Source organism: Lentibacillus salicampi (assembly GCF_004565465.1).
Taxonomy (GTDB): domain Bacteria; phylum Bacillota; class Bacilli; order Bacillales; family Amphibacillaceae; genus Lentibacillus; species Lentibacillus salicampi.
The window spans coordinates 1-20,057 of the sequence record NZ_SRHY01000027.1; the positions used below are offsets into that span (position 1 = coordinate 1).

Consider the following 20,057-nt stretch of genomic DNA (forward strand, 5'->3'; position numbering starts at 1 on the left):
TGACGAATTCCGTTTGTACCTTGAAAAATTAATAAGAAATTCATTCGCAATCGCAGGGATAAACTGGCTGGCAAGGTTATGTAAAAAAGTATTGCCAACTTATGTACTTTTCACTTGCCAAACACACTTCCCAAACGGTTAATAACTGTGCATCCCGTAACAACCGCGGTGTGACAAAATCCTCGATATAACCATTCCCGTTTTTTTGAAACATTTTCCCGAACAAATTTTTCATGTCGTTACATTTGTAGTAGATAAGTTTCGCTAAATAAACATAAGCACTTTTTAGGGAAACTTATAAACATAAAACCGGTAAATAGGCCTCCAGTTCTCTTCCTTATTCGCCTCATTAAATAGAAAGATTCGATTTTACGTTGCCTCAACCCAACCATACAAAAACAAGCTGCGGCTACATTCAAACCTAACAGCTAGCTCTTCACTGCAATAAAACCTTCACAAACTCGTCATACGTTTCTGCTTTAATTAATTCCTGCACAAGGGATGGACTATCAATAATGTTGCCAAGCAATTCATACATGGACTGCAAATCTTCCGTGCTATTTCGTTTAACACTCAGGACACAGACAAACTGGACAGATTGGCCTTCCCAAGTAATCGGGTTTTCCAGTGTACAAACATACAAAAATGTCTCGTCAGATTGCGGCGATATCGGATGGGGTACAGCAACCAGATTACCATACGCGGTTGCAGCAACTTCTTCCCGTTCATAAATGGCATCCAAAAACGCTCCATCGATCCGACCTTTTTCCTGCAGATACCTAGACATAAAGCAAAGCACAGCCTCTTTGGAATCAAAGTCCCTCCTTAGGTGCAGCAGTTCCGGCTGAAAATAGTCGTAAATCGATTGTTCATTTTCAATGAATGATTCGATATTATCAATATCCTGCTTCCCAAGGACGGAATTCACTTCAATTACCGGTATAGAAATCTCTGCTGGTATTGGAACAGAACTGATAATAAAGTCAATCGTACGCAAATCATGCTGGTTCAGTTTATAATATTCGGTCGTTCCAGTAACTTCCAACTTGCCTTCAAATTTTGACTTGATTCGATAGTATAGTAAACGGGCACTGCCCAAGCCTGATGCACAGACAATAAGACAGCGTTTCGGTTCTGTCTCCATTTTGCACCGTTCCATGGCAGCACCGATGTGTAACGCCAAATAACCGATTTCATTTTCATTTATTTCTGAGCCGGTTTGTTCTTCAATCGCCAACCCGGCTATAATCCCAGCTTCATACGCTAAAGGATAATTACGTTTAATGTCCTCCAGCATTGGATTCCGGATATTCATACCATATTTATATCGATTAATAGCAGGCTTAAGATGTAAACCAAGAGCAACCATCAATTCCTGATCCCCATTGATTTTTAAATTCATTTTATCTTCTATCTTTTCAAGAATGGCGTCTACAAGATGGTACGTGCCGGGTTCAATCAAGTGATCAATCGTTTTTCCTTCACTTGTTCCGGATACAGATACCATTTTCGTTCCCAGTAAATGTATGGCTACATAAGCCACTTCTTCTTCAGGAAACGTTACACCAAATACAGTTTCAACCTTCTTCACGATACGCTCGGCTACTTGAAATTCCTTCTGTTCCACTATTTCCTTAAAATCTGTGTGATACAACGAAACGTGATGGCCTTCGTTGACGCGCTTATAAGCAATGACAATATGGATCAGGAGATTGTTAATCGCAATATCCGATAACGTAATATTATTGTCCCTGATTTCACTTACAATAATAGCCAGCACTGCATCCATATCTTTTTTATTAAAAGAAGAAAAAACTTCATCCGGCAGTTTATCGCCTATTTCTTCACTCCGGTCAAAAATATACTCGGCCATGCAAAATCTATGTTTCAGCTCATCGCCGACTGCCTTCAACCCATGATTTGGCCGGGAATCCAAATGGATATCATAATCATCCAATACGTTTTTTACATTTTTTAAATCATTTTGGATCGTGGATTTGCTGACATAAATTTCATCAGCCAAATCATCCAGCTTCAGATAGTTATTGCTGAGTAAGAGTCGTTTAATCAGGTATGCTGTACGTTCCTCCGGCAGACTTGGTACCATACGACCATCTGACACTTTCTCAGTAAATACAATCCCGAGAAAATTCCGGAACTTTTGGTTATCGGTAACTTCCAAGTGATAACCTTTTCCCATGGTTGTACAGATTTCGGCACCATGTTCAGAAATAATCTCATTTAAATTCTTAATATCATTCCTGGTCGTTCGTGATGTAACCTGATTGGTGTTAGCCAGATAAGTGCCTGTTATCGGTGAATCCAGTGCCATCAATTCTCGCAGTATATTTTTTATTCTGGCGTTTAGCATTTTGTTTTTCTCCTTATGCTACGGCAGTTATCGTTCAAAAGACATTAATGCTTAGCCGCTTCAAAGAATTTTGAAAAATAATCACAGAGCGCTTCCAGCATCTCATTACCACCTGACTAAAATCCATTATTTTCTGATACCGATTTGAACCAATGTGCACTTTTCTTCGCCGTCCGTTCTTTCGTTACCAAATCAACCGAGAAAAACCCATAACGGTTCTTATACGCATTCATCCAGGACCAGTTGTCCATGAATGACCACAGATGGTAACCTTTAGCATTGCACCCTTCTTCGATTGCCTTATGCAGCCATTTCAGATGTTCTCCGATGAATTCGATCCGGTAATCATCCTGAATCTCGCCATTTTCAATAAACCGATCTTCATTCTGCACACCCATGCCATTTTCGGAAACAAATGATGGAATATTACCATAGTTATCTTTTAAATTAATCATAATATCATAGATACCTTTTTCATAGATTTCCCAGCCGCGATATGGATTCATTTTCCGGCCAGGCATTTCATACATGTCGAAAAACCAGTCAGGCATAAATGGCCCATACGGGTTCGGCAGGCTTTCTTTCGCTTTGACACGGCGCGGCTGATAATAGTTGACACCCAAAACATCCGCTGTATTGGCTTTCAGTAAGTTCGAATCGCCTTTCTCCGTTTGCGGCAGCTGCCCATGTTCCTGCAAAAGATCAATCAGTTCCTGTGGGTATTCCCCTAAAACAGCCGGATCCAGAAAACTCCGATTGAAAAATAAATCCGCTATCCGGGAAGCCCTCAAGTCAGCAGGATTCTCGCTTCTAGGATACGACGGTGTCAGATTCAAAATAATCCCAATCTGACCCATCTTTACATTATGCTCCCGGAAGACTTCCACAGCCTTCGCATGAGCAATCATGGTGTTGTAGGCAACCTGAAACGCACGTTTAGCATCGACTATATTTGGATAATGAAAATCATATAAGTAGCCGCCCTCAACAGGAACGATGGGCTCATTGAATGTGAACCATTTCGAAACACGGTCACCGAACAGTCTGAAGCATTCATCCGCATACTTGGTGTATGCTTCGACAACATCTCTGCTTTCCCAGCCGCCTTCTTCCTGTAATTCCATCGGCATATCGAAATGGAACAGATTAACGAATGGTTCGATATCGTTTTCCAAAAGCTCATCAATGACATGATTGTAAAATGTCACAGCTTCCGGATTCACCTCACCACGGCCACCGGGAATCAGTCTTGCCCAGGAAATCGATAATCGGAATGTGTTATGGCCGATTTCTTTCATCCGTCGTATATCTTCTTTATAGCGATGATAAAAATCCGACGTCGCTTCCGGTCCGATATTTTCAAAGAAACGATTCGATTCTGTTTCATACCAATGATCCCAAATATTCTTTCCTTTACCGCCCTCTGAAGCGGCACCTTCAATTTGTGTAGCGGAAGTCGCACTTCCCCACCAGAAACCTTCTGGAAATTGATACGTAATTGTCATGATCTTTTACCGCCTTCCTATTTATTTCGATAAATTTCAACAAGTTCGATTGCAAGGTCCCGGACCGTCATGGACGTCATCAAATGATCCTGGGAATGAACCAGCATCAGATTTAAGGGAGACTCATCACCATTGGCCTCACCTTGAAGCAATTGAGTCTGAAAATCATGTGCTTTATTTAGCTCTTCGCCGGCTGCTTCCATCAATTCGTCCGATTTCTCAAAGTTTCCTTCTTTCGCTTCCTGGATAGCTTCCATTGCGTTGGATTTACCATTACCCGCGTAAAGAATAATTTGAAATGCTGTTTCCGTTATATTTTTAGTTGTCATGTGTACTCACCTCTGAAGAAGATAGATTTTCCTATAACTAAGATAATGGCCCTGCCAATGAACAAGGCCATTATTAATCTGTTGTTTAACTTGCTTGACTATTTTCCCCTTTATTCTCAGATTCATAATAACTTTTATCGAGGATTTTCAAGAATGGCCACCATATCAGGAATACGACCGCCATGTTAAAGAACTGCAGCACTGCACCCTGCCAGGCATTCCCTGTTGCAAGAAATCCACTCAGTCCTACCGGCGTCGTCCACGGCACAATAATCCCAGCTGGTTTTGGCACCAGCCCCGTAGCCATCGAAAAATACGTTATGAACGTAACAACAACCGGAGCTAATAGCCATGGAATCAGTGCCAACGGATTCATGATGATCGGCAGTCCGAAAATAATTGGTTCGTTCACGTTAAAGATACCTGGAGGACCGCCAAGTTTACCGAGTTCCTTAAGCTGTCGGCTTCGGCCAATCACAAATATACCAATGACAACTGCCAGCGTCATACCTGATCCGCCCATACCTACCAGGAACGTGTCAATAAACTGCTTCGTAACAATATTCGGCAGTTCGCTTCCAGCCTGAAATGCTTGCAGATTTTCATCATTCAGTGCATACCAGATTGGGTCAAACACCGAGTTAATAATAATCTGTCCGTGCAGCCCAAAGAACCAGAACACCTGAATCAGAAGCACAGCTACAAGGGTAGCCGGTAATCCACTTCCCAAAGCAGTCAACGGTTCCTGTATAATCGTATAAATAAAGTTCTGAACTGTATCGAACGGGGTATAACTAAAGATTATCCGAACAACTAAAAATACACTCAGTGTTAATGTGATTGGAATCAAAGCGCTGAATGACCGTGACACCGCATCAGGTACACCAGCAGGCATCTTGATTGTCCATTTTTTTTGGACAAAGAACCGATAAAGCTCTGCAGCGATGAATGCCGTGAAAATACCAAGGAACATTCCCTCTGCACCAAGTATCGACGTCGGAATGACACCTGATACGCCTTCCAATGTCTGTGGCGTCAAGATTAAAAATGCCGCAAATGCTGCCACACCACCATAAATACCTTCTATGTCATATGACTGTGTTAATTTCGTACCAATACCAATAATTACAAAAGCACCCATAATACTAAGTGTCGCAGCAGACGCAGGTCCCAATGCACTTTGATAAGTTGCATAAGCTTCTTCACCAATCAACATGTCCAGAAATGGCAGATTGGCTAACACGACAAAAATCGAACCAAAAATAATTAATGGCAATGCAATCATAAAACCATCGCGCAATGCGGTTAAATATCGGTTGTTATTTAATTTATCCGCAATGGGCATTAGAAAATTTTCAAGCACTTCCATAAACTTGTTCATTTTTTAACTCCCCTTTTTTGAATTTATCCATCTATCAGTTTAAGTGCATGCTCGAGAACTGCTTTTCCATCCACTCTTCCATAAGCAACCGGATCAATCACATCCAACGGTGTACCTGCCTCTTCAGCTGTCTTTGAATACTTCTTCTTCATGAATCGCATCTGCGGACCTATAAGCAGCACATCTGCATTTTCAAGCTCTTCCATTGCTTTGTCCTGAGCAACAGCCCATATCTTCACCTCAATTCCCTTATTTTCCGCTTCCTCTTCCATTTTCTTGACTAATAGACTTGTTGACATTCCTGATGAACACGCTAGTAATATATGTTTCATATTAGTTCCTCCCAAAAGTATGTTTATCTTGATTTAGTTTCATTATAAAATAAAAACGCTTTCATTAAGACACAACAATTTTCCGCTAGATGTAGGAAATTGTTACTATTTAAAAAACTGCCAGTGTCTTTACTAGCAGTTTCTTAAATAGTATTCAGCTTAACAAACGGATTTTCTGCAGGTTAGTGTGATAGAAGGGGAACTCGACTCTGCCAGTCACCTTCCATCTACTCACCCCAAAATAATCATTTTCAACGAGGTTTGTCATAGCCAAATCTCCCGAAACGACTTCTTCCTGTTTCAGCTTAGGAACCTGGTGCGGAACGTTCGTCACCGCTGCAGCTTTTTCTAGGTGCAATTCTCGTTTGTTTCCACCTGCATCTGTCCGGTCATAATCATACACACGATAAGTCGTATCCGAACTCTGCTGTGTTTCCAAAATAACGATCCCCTTGCCGTTTGCAATCTGTACGTGCTTCGACTTTAAGAATTGGAATATCTTCACTACCTGTCAAACCAGACTATTAAAGCCCTATTAAAAATAATAGGGCTTTAATATATTTAATTGTTTTTCATTTTAACTTTGAACGTTTTGATTTCATAAGGTGATATAGTTGAATGAATGGTATTACTGTTCATTTTATTTTGTATCGTGTTTTCCATTAAATCACATTCTGCCCATTCAACTATTTCATAATCACTCATAAGCTCGAAGTTATTTCTGTTCCCGGCATACTCATGTAACCTTACGATAATTTCATCACTTTGTTCAGCTTTTTTGATGGCGTCTATCATAATATTCTCTGATGAAACAGAAAATAGGGATTCCGTCTCCTTTTCAGCTTTACCTTGAGCGCAAGAAAGTGTATTGTTTAGATACCAGGCTTCTTTAACTGTTCCACCTTCAAACCAGTCACCTCTGTGAGGATATAATGAATATGTGAACACATGTCTTCCCTGGTCTTGCTCGCGATCTGGTTTCACTGCAGATTTTATAAGCGAGAGACGGATGACGTTATCTTTTATGTCATAGCCATATTTGCAATCATTCAAAAGGCTGACGCCATAATTTCTTTCTGATAAATCTGCCCACTGGTGACCGACCGATTCAAATCTTGCATAGTCCCAGCTTGTATTCCAATGTGTCGGACGCTTCACATTCCCATATTGAATATCATATGTGGCTTCAGTTGCTCGTATGTTTACAGGGAATTTCACTTTTAACAATTGATTATTTTCGTGCCAATCAACATTCGTACTAAAGTCAATTCTTCGGCTTTTTGCGAAGAGGACCATTTCCTGATCAATCAGCGAATCATGATACCGCCATTTAAATGACACAACCGCTCTTAAAGGGCCAATTTCTTTGATAGATATGCTTTCGATCTGTTGAACAACTTTATACTTTTCCTGGTAGAATAAATCGATATCCCACGCATCAAAATCCAGTGGTTTATCCTCAAATACCTGCAGCACATTTCCAGGGTTCTCTTTTAATACGTGTCGTTTATTCTCTATATCATAAATTTTTGTCAGCTGCCCCTTCTCGTTCCACTCAATTTCATAAAACGGGGTTACGATTCCATTTCGGGATGTTTCAAAGCCATAGACCTCATTTTCCTGAGCTGGAGACCCATCAAAATAGATTGTGGTATAACCCAATGAAGGGATATCGTTCACGTGGACATACCAGATGCCATTTTCATTTTGGGCTTCCAGTTTATTATAACTTTGGTCCTGCCAAACGCCGCTGATTGACTTTACACCTTCTATTTCTGCAATATTTGATTGCTTCCATGGCGACGAATTAAAAACGGTAAATGCATTTTCCTTTGTTTCGGATAAAATCGTATCCTGCTGCTTATCTCTTGATTGTGTAATCAGTTCATTTGCCTTTTCATATTCTTCCTTACTGTCCTTATATACTTCATGTATAGAACTTCCCGGAAGAATATCATGAAACTGGTTCCTTAAAATAATTTTCCAGCCCTCATCAAAATTTACCTGAGATTGCTGATCCCATTGACCTGAAAGCAAATAACCGAATACACTGAGCCATTCTGTTTCACGATAAGCCAATTCCATTTTCCGGTTCATTCGTTTATTGTGTGCCTGGCTGGTATATGTACCCCTGTGGTACTCCAAATACAGCTCGCCATCCCATGTATGGACATATTGACCACTGTTTTCAACTCTGTTTTTTAAATCGCAAAAATAATCATCTGCCCTTCCTGTTATCACATTGGGCATTCCGGGTATTTTATCGAGCCGGCGTCTCATCTCCAGCATATCACGGTTAACACCGCCGCCACCGTCCCCGTATCCGTAAGACAGTATAAGCTCTTGATTTAATGATTTATCTTTATACTCATCCCAGATACCTTTTACAGACTTTGCATTTATTACACCATTATAAGTATATCGGCTCACGTGAGATTCCGGAGTGGTTATAAAATGTGTCAAGATTTCTGACCCATCAATCCCTCTCCATCGAAATGTATCATGAGGCATGCGGTTGTATTGATTCCAGCTTATCTTAGTTGTCATAAAAACTTCTACACCGGATTTCTTTAAAATTTGCGGAAGTGCCCAAGAATACCCAAACACATCAGGCAACCATAGATACTTGAATGAAGTTTCCCCAAATTCTTTATCAAAAAATGTTTGGCCTTTCAGTATTTGTCTTACCAATGATTCGCCAGAGGGAATGTTATTATCAGGCTCAAGCCACATAACTCCCCCGACTTCCCATTTTCCTTCCTTAACCCTGCCCTTGATGCCTTCATAGATTTCCGGGTAATCATTTTTAATGTATTCATATAATTGTGGCTGAGTCTGCAGGAATATATAATCAGGATACTTTTCCATTAATCTTAATACAGTGGAAAAGGAACGTGCAGCTTTTTCACGCGTGTGACGCAGCCGCCATAACCATGCCACATCGATATGCGTATGACCAATGCCCCTAATTGTTACAATATCTTCCGTTTGTATTTTATCCAGTTCAGAATTCAGCACATCGACCGCCGATTGAATTGACTGATAAAAAGCCTCTCCTGCCGGATTGGACCAGTCAATCATCTTAAATGTCCTATCCAGTATTTTAAGAAGCTGTATTCTTGTTGCATCGTTTTCATCCATGACATATATCGATTCAAGTACAGCCTTTGCCGTATAGAATAAATCATCCGTGTGCTCATCCAGCCAAGACACCTCTGCCTGACGGATCTTATGTTCCTGCTCTTCATGCAATCCTTCCATTCCATCAAGGCCAGACCATAATCTGAAACAAAGGTCCAATTCATGGCCGGCATAATCATTTGCGAAAAAGACTTCTTTATGGTTTGAATCTACACCTTGATATGCCTCCCCGTTAACGTAAAGAAGCGACTCAAAACCGGAATTATGCCCCCCGCCTGTTGTACCGAAATCAAATTTTCCTATTACTGAACGGTTTTTCCATTTAACCGGAAATTGAACAGAGGTTCGCAGCCAAATATATTTGTCCCAGCCTTGCCAACGATCCTCAAGGCTGATTTTACCCCAGGGCCCCGATTCCGGTGGTCGTGCCCCGACCTCACCCTGCTCATCTTCCAAAAAAGCAAAATCCTCTATTTTAATGGAGTCCCGATACCTGTACACATTGAGTTCATCAATTCTTTTTTTAAGTTTTTCCAGCGTTTTAAACATCCGTAAGTTCCTCCTGTCTTATATAACTTTAATTAACCCTTTACAGCACCAGTAGTTAAAGCCCCCACAATAAATCGCTGTAACAGCACAAATAGAACAATAACAGGCAGTATTGAAAGGACACTACCTGCGGCGAGATAATGGGTTGTAACGGCTTGCTGTGTTGATTGCAGGTTAACGATACCCACTGAAACAGGATATAAGCTTTGCATATCTAGTAAAATGAATGGAATGACAAATTGCGACCAGCTCTGTACAGCCACCAATAATGTAACTGAGACTATTCCTGGCATACTCGAGGGGAGAAGAACCCGCGTTAATATTTGAAATTTATTACACCCATCCACAGTAGCCGCTTCGTCCAATTCAATTGGAATCGTATCGAAATAACCTTTCAAAAACCATGTGGAAAAGGGCAGCACAACGGCTACATAAACGATAATCAGAATTGCAAAGTTATTGAGCAATCCCAATTCTGCAAAAAGCCGGTATAAAGGGATTGATATGACGACTGCTGATATCATCTGCGTTAATATGATACCGAGCAATAATAACCCCTTAAGCTTAAACTTAAACCGCGATAAGGCAAAAGCAGCCGGGAGCACAATAATCAACGTAAGGATTACCGTTAGTGCAACGACCTGTACAGAATTGCCCAAGTATGCCAATATATTATTATTTTCAATGACGTGTTTATAGTTTTCAAATTGCAAATTATCTGGGAGCAGCGTAGGCGGTACATTATACAATTCCTTTGATGTCTTAAAAGACAATGAGAGAACCCAGAGCAAAGGGAAAAGAAATAAAATCCCAACGAAAAAATAAGAGATATACAAACTGAATTTCAGAACGGTTTGCTTATTCATTCTACGCTGCATTTTTCTCTCCCCTCCCCAGAAACAAGATATAGACAATAGTCATCGCAACATTAATCGTTAACAATACGACAGATGTGGCAGCTCCTTGGCCCAAATTAAACTGGTTGAAAATAGAATTATAGATACTGAGCGAGATAACCTCTGTACTTTGACCAGGCCCGCCACCTGTCAGCGCCATGACCATATCGAACGTATTAAAGGTATCGATTGATATGATAACCAAATTGATTAACAACATCGGAGTCAGCATCGGTAAAATAACTTTCATCCCGCGCTGGATGGCATTTGCCCCATCTATTTTTGCCGCCTCGATAACATCAGATGGCAGTGTTTTTAATCCGGCATAAATCAGGATCATACTAAAAGCAGTCCCTCGCCATACATTGGCAAATGTAACAGCAATTAGGGCTGTTGTCGGATCGGATAAGAACGGGACAGGGCCTATACCAACGATGCTCAGCAAGTAATTGATGATACCTGCATCCGTTTCATTGTATAACATTTGCCAAATAACCCCTATAATTACACCGGGGATTGCCCAGGCAGTTAATACGGCAGTACGGGTCAAAACGGTCCCTTTTAAATTCCATTTCTCCCCTTGGTCAATGATGAGAGCGACTAAAAACCCGAACAACATTTGAAATGTGATACTAAAAAACACGAAAATCCCTGTAACAATAAGCATTTGCATAAACCCTGGATTCGTAAATAAACTTATATACGAATCCAAGGTATAGCTGTATTCACCACCATTTAATGTTGCGTTCGTGAAACTTAATCTGACAATCTCCACGACCGGAAATAAAAAGACAAAAACTAATACGGACAGCAATGGTAATAACCATGGTAAAGCTGAATTGCTGATTCTTTTTTTCATTTTCGACTGACCGAGTCCATTTTTATTTTTTACTGACATAGCTCAAATCAACCTTACTCATTATTTACCACTTCCCAAGCATCGTTTACTGCCTGTTCTGGCTCTTTATTTCCCGAAATGACATCTGAAATGGCTATCTGCAACTGATTGGAAATTTCCGGGTAATCGTCTGATGCCGGGCGTACTCTAGCATCATTTTTAAGCATTTCTCTGTATTCATCACTAAACTGTGTTCCTTCGTAATGTTCTGATTCATAGACTGATGTTCTTGAAGGCAATTCTCCATAAATTGAAGTGAATTCGCCCATACCTTGCTCGCTGATAAACGTATTATAGACAAGATCAAATGCCGCCTGTTTCTTCTCCGGGTCATCTGTGAAGATTCCCCATGCCCAGCCACCTGAAGTTGTTGTTCTTTCGCCACCTTCAAGCTGGGGAACCGGTGCAACCTCCCACTTTTGAAATTCCTCTTCACCCAGCGTTTCTTTTAAAAACGACTCTTGCCAATTACCGCCGATAAACATCCCGACATTACCGGCTGCAATTTCTTCGTTCTGATCATTTTCACTGCCGTATCCGGCAACTCTTTGTGGCAGTACGCCTTCTTCCACAGCACTTTGTATGGTTGACAATACATCAACCATTATTTCTTTGTTTTTACCTTCTCCAAATATAGGATTCCCTTCGTCATCAACCAATTTTCCGCCTTGCCCCCAAAATAACGGCCAAAGTGTTGTAACCGAGGTTCCTTCCCCTCTCCCTCCAGGGGTTGAAATCCCGTCATATCCCTCGTCTTTCAATTTTTTACCTACTTCAATAACTTCTTCCCACGTCTTCGGTGGCTCAGGAATTAATTCACTATTATAAAATAGAACACGGGTATCTGTACTCATATACAGGCCATAGACTTTCCCATCAGGACCGGTTAACACATCTTGTGCAAAAGGTAAAAAGTCTTCCACTTTCATTCCTTTTTCCTCCATCAAATCATCGAGCGGCTGCAAATGTTCAATATATTGCGGAAATAAATATGAATCTATCACAGCCACATCAGGAGCCCTGTCCTGGTTAGCCTGCTCTAATATCCGTGCCATGGCTTCGCTGATATTTGATGATTGAATTTGTGTATTCAGTGAAATATCTGAGTGTTCCGATTCGAAGTCTTCCACTGTACCGGATATATAATCCGCAACAGCGGATGTTGTTGATTGTGGTGAATATCCTGTTGTTGTGCTCCATGTAAGTTCCTTATTTCCACTTTCTTCCCCTGAATCAGAGGAACATCCAACGATAAACGCTAAAAGCATGACAAACATAAATAAACTCTTCGAAAATCTCATTTCTTCACTTCACCTCCGAATTATTATCGTTTTAATAAATGGATCATAGAAAATTTGTTTATCCCTCCTGGATTCTATGAAAAAATGAATAAAATCTAGCTCACACTTCTTCTCTCCAGTTAATTACTTTTTACCCTGTTTAATTTTCATTAAATTCTAACTGATAGCGTTTTCATATAACATAATACATATTATGTTATATGTCAATATATAATTGGTATATTAATTGATATACTATCTATTATATTTCAATCTTCCATTTGTGGACGTCCCTTCAACAATAGCCGTTTCAAGCCTTATTGTTTGATCTTCTATTTTTTCACCATTTATCATTTTCAAAACAGATTCAACAGCCTGTTTTCCCATTTCTTTTTCATTCTGTTGAACAAAAGTGAATTTTCTTCTTTCGGTACTTTCTTTTGTGCTGTCGAAACATACGATTGATATATCTTCCGGGATTGACAATCCCATTTCTTTTACAGCGGACTCCGCTAACAGAGCAATACGATACTCCACTGCAAGGAATGCAGTGATATCAGGGCTAGTCTTCAATCGTTGTCTGATTTTTGAGGTGTCTTCTTGAATCGTTTCTTCTCCATATAAGCCCGCCCAGGTACTTGAAATATCATTCATAAATTGATGTTTTTCGATTTTGATATTATTATCCACATAAGCATCAATAAACCCATCGTTTCTTTCTTCTAATGCGGAAGTATCGTCTGGAAGGCGGGATAGAAGACATATATTTTCATGTCCTAAACCAAACAAGTACTCTGTGGCTTCTTTAGCTGCTTTACGATTATCCGAACAAACGGAAACTGCAGGTACACCTCTTAGATAGCGATCGATTAATACAATAGGAAAGTCATCATATACAAGTTTAAGGATTTCCTGATTAAAATGTTCAGCGTGTGAAGGTAAAATAATGAAAGCAGAAACCCCGATTTCTAACAACTCCTGAATAATCTCTTTTTCTTTTTGGGCATCTCCCAATGAACGTTTTAATATTATAAAACAATTGGACTTTCCTGCTTCACTTTCTATATTGTTAACCAGATCTATTCCGTAATTGTCCTCAAGGTTAGGGATTATCAATCCTATAAGCTGTGTATTATTACTAACTTTTATATTTCGGCCATTATTTCTAAGTTGATTATGTTCAACTACAAAGGATCCTCTTCCTGGATTTCTTTCAATAATTCCTTCATCTGCCAATATATCCAAAGATTTTTTAGGTGTAATCCTGCTTACGGACCATTGCTCTGATAATTCCTTCTCAGACGGTATCTTGTCACCGACTTTAAATTTCCCTTTAACAATATCCTGTTTTAATTGGATATATATTTTTTCATACAAGGGTTTATTCATTTTACTTCACCTCTATTATTATGCAATATAACATGATATAACAGTATAACAAAAAGAAAGTAATATCAATCATTGCCTTAACACCCATATTCCATGCCATTTGAAAACCTAAGATCTTTTGTTGCAGTGTTTTTTTAATGAAACATATGAGATATCGAAAAGAAAGGTTATAAATTTGATAACATTTAACGAAGCAATTCTGCAGATTTTCCGCTTTCAAAGTATGTCGAGGGGGCTGCTCCAATTATCGCCAACTAAAGCTGGCTAAAAACAAAAGAAGGAGAGTGCTACTTCAGTCGGAATATTCTCCTTTTCTACCCAGTTCTGGATATGGCGCCACTCCTTGTTTTAACTTCCATCCACTCCCCTCCACCAATAAATAAATGGAACCCCCAGCAATATGCCAGAGGGTTACCATTTCAGTTCTATTGCCACTTTTGGATTAAAATCTCGGCATGTCTGATTAAAGTTTCTGCCGATTTGCTATCCATTTGACCTTCTTCCTGATATTTTTCAACGAATTGTTTCAAGCCGTCCATGTGCTTCGCGGCCTTTTCCAATGAATCTTTTTTGACATAGTGATCGAGTGATGTCAAATGCGTCTGCAGCAAACGTGCATCCCGATCATTTTCGATTTTGCCTTCATCGGCGAACTGCTCCACCAATGATTTCATTGCCTTGATGGTTGACTCCACATTCCCTTTGTCCTCCGTCTTGTCAATTTTGACTTCATATAGTGCAGGGGGATTTCCGTCTGTCCATTTAATTTTCAGATCTAAGATTGCGTTCATGTCCGCTACATCAAAGAAGGTATACCCTGCTTCAGTCGTTCCGAGTTCTTTCCAGCCATTTAATGTTCGAACCGAAACCTTACTATTGGAAACGTTCGCTGAATCTTCCATCAAAGTGATGCCAGTTACGTCTTTACCAGCTTCCCCGATATGATAGACAACCTCACCGGCTTGTTCATTAGCAGGTTTGAATGGGGTACTTAGATTTCCATCGGCGATATTTCCAACATTGTTTCCCATGTTAACTTCTGACGTTGTTGTAATTGTTGGATCGTTAACTTCTCGTAAAAACTTATCGCCATTAATTTGAATTTCCTGCATTCGAAGCCAATTACCTGTCCCCTGTTTTGTTCGCGTTACTTTCAGACGTAAAAATCTCGCTTCTTGATCAATATCAGTTACTTCTTTTGTACGGTAGTCATCTTCCACTTTAGGAAAAACTTCTTCAATATTGTCTTCACCGCTTTCTTCACCCTTGTTCGGGCCGTCTTGATTTCCGAGGGTCATCACTTCATTCCATTTGTTACCATCCAATGAAGATTCAATAACCGCATGACGTGGAAAGTCTCCTTCATTTTTTTGAACATAGACTTTTAAACGATTGAGGTCAATTTTTTTCCCGAGATTATATGTCATAAACTGCCCTTTTGTTTGTCGTTTTGCAAACCAAATATAAGTTGATAAATCACCATCTAAAACATTTAACGGTAATGATGTTTCGTGCAGCTCAACATTCTTATCCTCCATTGTCGGGCCAGTAACTTCTTCCGGTAAAAATGTACCACCGTTAATTTGAATCTCCTGCATTCGCAGCCAGTTGCCTGTCCCTTCTTTTGTTCGAGTTACTTTAAACCGTAGAAATTTCGCCTCTTGGTTGATATCTGTTACTTCTTTTGTGCGGTAATCGTCTTCCACTTTAGGAAAAACATCCTCAATATGATCTTCATCGCTTTCTTCACCCTTGTTGGGACCGTCCTGATTCCCAAGAGCCATCACTGTATTCCATTCTCTACCATTCAGTGAAGATTCAATAACCGCATGACGTGGGAAATCTCCTTCATTTTTTTGCACATAAACCTTTAAACGATCAAGATCAATTTTTTGCCCTAAATGATAAGTAATATACTGGCCTTTCTTTTGGGCTTCTGCAAACCAAGTATAGGTTGATAAATCACCGTCTAAAACATTAAATGCCTCTGATCCGTGAAGCTCCACGTTTTTGTCCTTCACCGACTTCGGCTTTATCTCGTTTGAGGCCACCTTAAACTGATCCATTCGAAACTCAATAGGGTCAGAAGTTTTATTGATTAATCGAACATACCTTGCATCAGCAGGCTTGTCGGAATCCTCAACTGTTTCCCATTCAATTCCGTTCAGGGAAGCTTCCAGTGATAATCCATCCACTTCCGTTGCACCAATGTTGGACAGATCCTTGATCCGGCTTAGTTTTAAGCCAACGTACTCGTTTCTCTCCAACTCCACATCAGCCGGCTCATTAATGGTTGTAACTGCAAGCTTTTCAGTTATAGACAGATCTTGATAATCAGCTACATTTGTAAATACACTAGCCTCGGATTCACTAACATTAACATCTAACATTTTTTCAACGTTTTGTGTCACTTTTTCCTCCAAATGATCCGTAAACGGCTGCAGTCTCTTTTGGGCAGGCTTGACTTTCATAGTGCCATCTATTAACGGCCGATCATAATTCAAGCTTTGTTGCCGCAGTGCCGCTGCTTTCATGAGTGTGTTCCATGCTTCTTCTTCATTTCCCGCTTCAACTGCGATTGCTGCCTCCACAAATTTCATATCCGTACGTACCATATCACGCAATGCTTTAACAAATGGAGCCAATTCTTCTTTCAGGTTTTCATTGTTCGTTTTGGCCATGAATTCGTCCGCTGCATCCGCGATCTTTTGAAATTCATCCATTGCTTCTGGAGCAATTTCTTTCAATGATCCCCCATTATCCAGCTTTTCGGTTATCGCATTCAGCAGTTCCTTAATGTCCTCACTTTCGGATAGCTTCAACCCATCCGGATCTGCATCAGACATGTGTTTCGCAAGTTCGTGCAATTCTTCGGCAGCGTCTGGCTCGATATACTGAAAGCTGTCTTCCCAGCTCCTTTGGGCGTTGAAATCAACGGTATTCCATGTGTAATCTGCAATGGCAAAAAGTGCAATCTTTGATGCTTCCGCTTCCTGCATTGGATTGGTCACAACACCAGCAAGATTTTCGATACCCGTCTCCAGCATTTCACCTTTACCAAGAAAAACGCGTTGCATATCCACATCGTTTACCGGCCAATTCAGCCAAAATAGCGGGTCTCTTCGTTCAGTCCCATCATTGCTTTTGTTTTTAAATACATCGACCGTATTTTGCGTAACAGGTGCGGCGGTGGTGGATCCAGTCCAAAAAATATGGATATCTTCATCAAAGCCTTCTTCATAAGCGTTTAACTCTTCCGGGTTCCAGGCCCAACCCGAGTTGTAGCTTGCAGGGGTAAAGAGCGTGTCGCGTACATCCCCTTTTTCATCCGCCCATTCAGAGATGGCATTCATCATTTGAACGACGTATTCATGCGGCAAACTTCCAACATCGTCACCATTCACGCCGAATTGGCGAACTCCTGCCTCATATAACTGATCAAATTTGGCAAGCAGCTTGTCCGTATTTTCCTCCAGAACAGCCATTGCTGCATCTTCGCCTTCTTCTCTTGCAAGGTCCGCCACGTCGCCCAAGGGGGAAATGGTCCAGATAAATTGCGTTTTCGTTTCTTTCCCAACCTCGGCTAACTCCTCTAATTCTTTCAATTTATCTTCCGGGTACAGCTCTTCCCAATTTTCTCGATGATAAGGGTCATCCTTTGGTGCAAATACGTACGAGTTCATTTTAAAATTGCCGCCAAACTTCATGAGAGATTTCCTGTCTTCATTACTCCATGGAATGCCATAGTACCCTTCAATAAATCCTCTAACTTCTGTATTTGCAAAATCTTTCACACGCATATTACGAATTACCTTTTGCGGGCTTTGCTCCAAGATCGCCCCCAATGTAACGACCCCATAATAACTGGCATCTGTATCTTTTCCTAAAATCACGATATTGTTATCTTTAATATCTAATTGATAGGCGTCTATTTTGTCAAAATCCATCCCTTGACTATCCATATTTTCAGCAGCATAGTCATCAACAGGGCCATCCGATCCGTTTGTACCTACCATTAAGTTTATCTTATCGTTTGATGGCTCCTCCACAACAGGTGGCGCTTCCATCCCATTATCCGTGAATATTTTTTCTACCTTCCCTTTGGTAACGTCATCAATGGTGTCGTCATAGATAACTTGAACACCTTTGTTCAGTGAAAGCATCCCGTTATCATATTCGACGGTGTGTGGCGTCGGATAAATCTCATATTCTTTGACAGGGCTTTTACCTTCAGCACTTACAGCTGGTACAAATCCGCTTGAGACTGTGCTAAGCAGCATGACAGCTATGATCGTTAAAGAGAATCCTAATCGTTTTTTCATTTTCTTATCCCTTCCTTTCACGTTTTTGTCCAGATTGTTCACGTAAAAAATGCGCGAATAACTGTTTCCGCTGCACCTCCTTCTATCGTTGCTTGTTGGATTATTGAGTTCTAAATTAAGACCCAATGCCGTGAATGCCCGGACCGGCCATATAGGAAATCTGGAACAAAAAACCGGCTGACCTCTCGTTTTCCTGATTGTTCCGGCATACATACTCAGGATGGATCTCATTACTTGCAAAAAAAATAAAAGGCATGGCGATAACAATGGAGAGGGGGCCTTTCATCCATTTCGTTTATCACCATGCCTGATCGCGTCAGTAACATATGATTCAATATTCCAACATCTTTATTTTACTATGACCATAACCAAAGTCAACAAGATATGGAAACGTATTCAAAAACAGCGATTTATGCCCGGGTATTAATGCCTACGGGGTGTTAAAGGATTCTATCGTTTTAGTGCACTAGTCGGAGATAGCTCTTTTTCCTACGAACACCTTCTAGTCAATCCCCGGTATCCGTCTAATAATTCTCCACATGGCGACCAAACATTCCTTATATTTATTCATTTATAACGCTATTCTCTGAAAAACTCCAAGTCTCCAACCCTCACGATCCATACTCCGTAATCATCTTATGCACTTTCGCTACTTCTTCGTCTGACATCAACATATAATAAGTATCGTCAATTCGTTGGCCTTGGCCGGACATTTGATAGGTGCTGATGTCTTTCCTTGCGCTGCGGTAGTTGGTGGCGAGGTTGCGCATGTCTTCAAATTTCATATTTGTAACCATATTATCGCCGAGCACGTCCATGATGTTGTCAACTTTGTTAACGACGTTGAAGTTAGCACCTTTATTAATAATGCCTTGAATCACTTGGCGTTGCCGTTCATTACGTCCTAAATCACCCTGTGGATCTTCTTTACGCATACGTGCATAGGCCAGTACCTCTTTTCCATTCAGTTGCAGTTCCCCTGTCCCGAATGCGTGTCCTCCCTGGTTGAACGCACGATCGTTTGTTACGGTGATACCGCCGACTGCATTAACTAATTGTGCCAATCCTTCCATGTTCATGCGGACGTAGTAATCCAGCTCAATATCCAGAAAGTTTTCTACGGTATCAACGGACATTTCACTGTCGCCAAACGCATAGGCATGATTAATCTTATCCATTGTACCTCTTCCGACAATTTCGGTGCGGGTATCACGCGGTATGCTGACCATCTGCATCTGATCATTTGCCGGATCCAGTGTCATGACAATCATTGTATCTGAGCGTCCTTTGTCGTACTGACGTTCATCCACACCAAGCAGCAGAATATTGATCGGTTCTTTTTTCTCAACCTTTTTCTTAGTCGCTTCTGTATCAATTCCACCCACCGGCTTATGTAACTTTTTATCAACCGTACTTTGAACATTATGCCAAATAGAGTAGCCGTAAGCGGTCCCTAAACCTACCAAAACAAACAAAACGATTAATGTAATCCAAATCCACTTTTTCCTTTTTGGTTTATGGCGATCTTGCCGGTTAGCCATTCAAAACACCACCTGTTTAAATTGCTGAACATGGCCTGCTCAACTATTAGTCTTTCAATGTCATCTTGTTAGATCGATTGCCTATCCTTACTGAACTATTTCAACAATATGTTGCAACGGGGA

Annotated in this window: 13 protein-coding genes; all 13 read right to left on the minus strand. The window is 40.6% G+C overall.

Annotated elements, in window-relative coordinates:
- Positions 1-436: 436 nt before the first annotated feature.
- Positions 437-2,371: a BglG family transcription antiterminator gene (locus E4U82_RS13490; RefSeq protein WP_135110698.1), complete on the minus strand. Its 1,935-nt coding sequence runs from the start codon at positions 2,369-2,371 to the stop codon at positions 437-439.
- 116 nt (positions 2,372-2,487) lie between these two features.
- Entirely contained in the window at positions 2,488-3,876 is a 1,389-nt protein-coding gene (locus E4U82_RS13495) for a glycoside hydrolase family 1 protein (RefSeq protein ID WP_135110699.1), read from the minus strand.
- 17 nt (positions 3,877-3,893) lie between these two features.
- Complete coding sequence (locus tag E4U82_RS13500; RefSeq protein WP_135110700.1) at positions 3,894-4,205, minus strand: PTS lactose/cellobiose transporter subunit IIA; 312 nt, start codon at positions 4,203-4,205, stop codon at positions 3,894-3,896.
- Positions 4,206-4,290: 85 nt separating this feature from the next.
- A complete protein-coding gene (celB, locus tag E4U82_RS13505; RefSeq protein WP_135110701.1) occupies positions 4,291-5,586 on the minus strand; it encodes a PTS cellobiose transporter subunit IIC in 1,296 nt (431 codons plus the stop codon).
- Between the two features lie 23 nt (positions 5,587-5,609).
- On the minus strand, positions 5,610-5,918 hold the full coding sequence (locus E4U82_RS13510; protein ID WP_135110702.1) for a PTS sugar transporter subunit IIB: 309 nt from the start codon (positions 5,916-5,918) through the stop codon (positions 5,610-5,612).
- Positions 5,919-6,072: 154 nt separating this feature from the next.
- Positions 6,073-6,357 (minus strand): hypothetical protein, encoded by a 285-nt coding sequence (locus tag E4U82_RS13515; RefSeq protein ID WP_245183587.1) that lies wholly within the window; start codon positions 6,355-6,357, stop codon positions 6,073-6,075.
- Positions 6,358-6,479: 122 nt separating this feature from the next.
- A complete protein-coding gene (locus E4U82_RS13520) occupies positions 6,480-9,608 on the minus strand; it encodes an alpha-mannosidase (protein WP_135110703.1) in 3,129 nt (1,042 codons plus the stop codon).
- Between the two features lie 32 nt (positions 9,609-9,640).
- Positions 9,641-10,486, minus strand: coding sequence for a carbohydrate ABC transporter permease (locus tag E4U82_RS13525; protein ID WP_135110704.1), 846 nt, complete (start codon positions 10,484-10,486; stop codon positions 9,641-9,643).
- Positions 10,476-11,402 carry a carbohydrate ABC transporter permease gene (locus E4U82_RS13530; protein ID WP_135110705.1) on the minus strand — a complete coding sequence of 309 codons (927 nt, stop codon included), beginning with the start codon at positions 11,400-11,402 and terminating at the stop codon, positions 10,476-10,478. The genes E4U82_RS13525 and E4U82_RS13530 overlap by 11 nt, the downstream gene beginning before the upstream one ends.
- 14 nt (positions 11,403-11,416) lie before the next feature.
- A complete protein-coding gene (locus tag E4U82_RS13535; protein ID WP_135110706.1) occupies positions 11,417-12,703 on the minus strand; it encodes an extracellular solute-binding protein in 1,287 nt (428 codons plus the stop codon).
- Between the two features lie 234 nt (positions 12,704-12,937).
- Entirely contained in the window at positions 12,938-14,071 is a 1,134-nt protein-coding gene (locus tag E4U82_RS13540; protein ID WP_135110707.1) for a GntR family transcriptional regulator, read from the minus strand.
- A 425-nt stretch (positions 14,072-14,496) separates the two neighbouring features.
- Positions 14,497-18,393 carry a glycoside hydrolase family 84 protein gene (locus tag E4U82_RS13545; protein ID WP_167751417.1) on the minus strand — a complete coding sequence of 1,299 codons (3,897 nt, stop codon included), beginning with the start codon at positions 18,391-18,393 and terminating at the stop codon, positions 14,497-14,499.
- Positions 18,394-19,004: 611 nt separating this feature from the next.
- Entirely contained in the window at positions 19,005-19,934 is a 930-nt protein-coding gene (locus E4U82_RS13550; RefSeq protein ID WP_135110709.1) for an LCP family glycopolymer transferase, read from the minus strand.
- Positions 19,935-20,057 lie beyond the last annotated feature (123 nt).

Coding starts and splice junctions, on each gene's coding strand:
- E4U82_RS13490 (WP_135110698.1), bottom strand. CDS start 2,371: ATGCTAAACGCCAGAATAAAAAATATACTGCGAGAATTGATGGCACTG.
- E4U82_RS13495 (WP_135110699.1), bottom strand. CDS start 3,876: ATGACAATTACGTATCAATTTCCAGAAGGTTTCTGGTGGGGAAGTGCG.
- E4U82_RS13500 (WP_135110700.1), bottom strand. CDS start 4,205: ATGACAACTAAAAATATAACGGAAACAGCATTTCAAATTATTCTTTAC.
- celB (WP_135110701.1), bottom strand. CDS start 5,586: ATGAACAAGTTTATGGAAGTGCTTGAAAATTTTCTAATGCCCATTGCG.
- E4U82_RS13510 (WP_135110702.1), bottom strand. CDS start 5,918: ATGAAACATATATTACTAGCGTGTTCATCAGGAATGTCAACAAGTCTA.
- E4U82_RS13520 (WP_135110703.1), bottom strand. CDS start 9,608: ATGTTTAAAACGCTGGAAAAACTTAAAAAAAGAATTGATGAACTCAAT.
- E4U82_RS13525 (WP_135110704.1), bottom strand. CDS start 10,486: ATGCAGCGTAGAATGAATAAGCAAACCGTTCTGAAATTCAGTTTGTAT.
- E4U82_RS13530 (WP_135110705.1), bottom strand. CDS start 11,402: ATGTCAGTAAAAAATAAAAATGGACTCGGTCAGTCGAAAATGAAAAAA.
- E4U82_RS13535 (WP_135110706.1), bottom strand. CDS start 12,703: ATGAGATTTTCGAAGAGTTTATTTATGTTTGTCATGCTTTTAGCGTTT.
- E4U82_RS13540 (WP_135110707.1), bottom strand. CDS start 14,071: ATGAATAAACCCTTGTATGAAAAAATATATATCCAATTAAAACAGGAT.
- E4U82_RS13545 (WP_167751417.1), bottom strand. CDS start 18,393: ATGAAAAAACGATTAGGATTCTCTTTAACGATCATAGCTGTCATGCTG.
- E4U82_RS13550 (WP_135110709.1), bottom strand. CDS start 19,934: ATGGCTAACCGGCAAGATCGCCATAAACCAAAAAGGAAAAAGTGGATT.